This is a genomic window from Exiguobacterium sp. RIT594 (genome assembly GCF_003339585.1).
Lineage (GTDB): Bacteria > Bacillota > Bacilli > Exiguobacteriales > Exiguobacteriaceae > Exiguobacterium_A.
On record NZ_QPKF01000015.1, the window covers coordinates 1 to 2639 of the forward strand.

Sequence of the window (2639 nt, forward strand, 5' to 3'; positions counted from 1 at the left end):
ATCATCTGCTAGAACAAGGCCTCGACCGATTAGTATCACTCAGCTCCGCATGTCGCCATGCTTCCACCCGTGACCTATCTACCTCATCGTCTCTGAGGGGTCTTTCTTGATTACTCAAAGGGAAATCTCATCTTGGAGGGGGCTTCATGCTTAGATGCTTTCAGCATTTATCCCGTCCGCACGTAGCTACCCAGCGATGCTCCTGGCGGAACAACTGGTACACCAGCGGTGCGTCCATCCCGGTCCTCTCGTACTAAGGACAGCTCTCCTCAAATTTCCTGCGCCCACGACGGATAGGGACCGAACTGTCTCACGACGTTCTGAACCCAGCTCGCGTACCGCTTTAATGGGCGAACAGCCCAACCCTTGGGACCTACTCCAGCCCCAGGATGCGATGAGCCGACATCGAGGTGCCAAACCTCCCCGTCGATGTGGACTCTTGGGGGAGATCAGCCTGTTATCCCCAGGGTAGCTTTTATCCGTTGAGCGATGGCCCTTCCATGCGGAACCACCGGATCACTAAGCCCGACTTTCGTCCCTGCTCGACTTGTAGGTCTCGCAGTCAAGCTCCCTTCTGCCTTTGCGCTCTACGAATGATTTCCAACCATTCTGAGGGAACCTTTGGGCGCCTCCGTTACTGTTTAGGAGGCGACCGCCCCAGTCAAACTACCCGCCTGACACGGTCCTCCAGCCGGATGACGGCTGCGAGTTAGAGACTCTATGCATGAAGGGCGGTATCCCAAGGGTGACTCCTCCGAAGCTGGCGCTCCGGTCTCGACGTCTCCCGCCTATCCTGTACATCATGCACAAAGCCTCAATATCAGGCTGTAGTAAAGCTCCATGGGGTCTTTCCGTCCTGTCGCGGGTAACCTGCATCTTCACAGGTACTATGATTTCACCGGGTCTCTCGTTGAGACAGTGCCCAAATCGTTACGCCTTTCGTGCGGGTCGGAACTTACCCGACAAGGAATTTCGCTACCTTAGGACCGTTATAGTTACGGCCGCCGTTTACTGGGGCTTCGGTTCAAAGCTTCGCTTGCGCTAACCCATCCCCTTAACCTTCCAGCACCGGGCAGGCGTCAGCCCCTATACGTCATCTTGCGATTTAGCAGAGACCTGTGTTTTTGCTAAACAGTCGTTTGGGCCTATTCACTGCGGCTCTACTCAATGTAGAGCGTCCCTTCTCCCGAAGTTACGGGACCATTTTGCCGAGTTCCTTAACGAGAGTTATCCCGCGCGTCTTAGAATTCTCATCCCGCCTACCTGTGTCGGTTTACGGTACTGGCACCTTCCACCTCACTAGAGGCTTTTCTTGGCAGTGTGAAATCGTGACCTTCGTCCCTACGGGACTCCGCATCGTTCCTCGACTTTGATGCCTGACGGATTTGCCAATCAGACGGTCTCGAAACTTACACATGCACTTCCATCCGCATGCGTCACTATCCTCCTGCGTCCCCCCATTGTTCAAACGGTGGATCGGTGGTACAGGAATATCAACCTGTTATCCATCGCCTACGCCTTTCGGCCTCGGCTTAGGTCCAGACTAACCCTGAGCGGACGAGCCTTCCTCAGGAAACCTTGGGCTTTCGACGGAGGGGATTCTCACCCCTCTTTTCGCTACTCACACCGGCATTCTCACTTCCAAACGCTCCACTGCTCCTTACGGTACAGCTTCACAGCGGTTTGGAACGCTCCCCTACCATTCCTTACGGAATCCGCAGCTTCGGTGGTATGTTTAGCCCCGTTACATTTTCGGCGCGGCGCCACTCGACTAGTGAGCTATTACGCACTCTTTGAATGGTGGCTGCTTCTAAGCCAACATCCTAGCTGTCTAGGCAGCGCCACATCCTTTTCCACTTAACATACACTTTGGGACCTTAGCTGGCGGTCTGGGCTGTTTCCCTCTTGACTACGGATCTTATCACTCGCAGTCTGACTCCCGAGTATAAGTTGCCGGCATTCGGAGTTTAACTGAATTCGGTAACCCTGTGGGGGCCCCTAGTCCAATCAGTGCTCTACCTCCGGAACTCTCAACCTCGAGGCTAGCCCTAAAGCTATTTCGGGGAGAACCAGCTATCTCCAGGTTCGATTGGCATTTCACCGCTACCCACACCTCATCCCCGCACTTTTCAACGTGCGTGGGTTCGGACCTCCAGTCAGTGTTACCTGACCTTCATCCTGGACATGGGTAGATCACCTGGTTTCGGGTCTACGACAACGCACTATGGCGCCCTATTCAGACTCGCTTTCGCTACGGCTCCGCCTCATCAGCTTAACCTCGCGCGCTATCGTAACTCGCCGGTTCATTCTACAAAAGGCACGCCATCACCCATTAACGGGCTCTGACTACTTGTAGGCATACGGTTTCAGGATCTATTTCACTCCCCTTCCGGGGTGCTTTTCACCTTTCCCTCACGGTACTGGTTCACTATCGGTCACTAGGGAGTATTTAGCCTTGGGAGATGGTCCTCCCGGATTCCGACGGGGTTTCACGTGTCCCGCCGTACTCAGGATCCACTCTGGAGGGAAAACAGTTTCAGCTACAGGGCTGTCACCTTCTTCGGCCGACCTTTCCAGGTCGTTCACCTACTGTCTTCCTTTTTGACTCCGTATAGAGTGTCCTACAACCCCGGAGAGCA

The 2639-nt window shown here is 54.5% G+C and carries 1 rRNA gene; it reads right to left on the bottom strand.

Features of this window, described 5'->3' with window-relative positions:
* Nucleotides 1–9: 9 nt before the first annotated feature.
* Nucleotides 10–2639, bottom strand: a 23S ribosomal RNA gene (locus tag DVG79_RS15940); the annotation flags it as partial.